Genomic DNA, 511 nt, shown 5'->3' on the forward strand with positions numbered 1-511 from the left:
GGTAGCGACGCTTACGTTTTAATTATTTATATAGTTTTAAAGAGTAATTTATCTCAGCGCCAGTATGCTGCTAACTGATTTCTTTATAGTTTCCTGTTCTTTTGCATCACTTTGTATTGTTTTAAGGTGGATTGAATTAATCATATTATAATAAATTTGATAAGCGACGTATTGATTGGCTATCGTTGTTAAGTGGGAATTATTCCAAGCAAAATAAGTTTGGTTATTATTATAGTTGCAATTATTAATATCAGGTTGTGGATTTGTTGCTGTTGCAACTTGATTAATACAAGATAAACCATTTTGTACAGAATGATAAAACTGTGGAGTTTGTGCAACTTTATCGATGGTTTGGCCGATAGGCAATACGTTAATGATAGACTGATAAGTGGCAGTATTAAATAAACTGATTAATTGTTTATTATAAGTGCTTACAACTGAACTAATTAGCTTTTTCAAGGGCCAGCGGATGAGTGGTGATGATGATTGATTGGGCACTGTTGCAAAAAAT

Annotated in this window: 1 protein-coding gene; it reads right to left on the bottom strand. The window is 32.1% G+C overall.

Going from position 1 to position 511, the window contains the following annotated elements:
* Positions 1 to 48: 48 nt before the first annotated feature.
* Positions 49 to 511 (bottom strand): hypothetical protein (locus C200_RS15945; RefSeq protein ID WP_033923862.1); only part of this gene is annotated, 463 nt, incomplete at its 5' end.

It is taken from the genome of Piscirickettsia salmonis LF-89 = ATCC VR-1361 (assembly GCF_000297215.2).
GTDB lineage: Bacteria > Pseudomonadota > Gammaproteobacteria > Piscirickettsiales > Piscirickettsiaceae > Piscirickettsia > Piscirickettsia salmonis.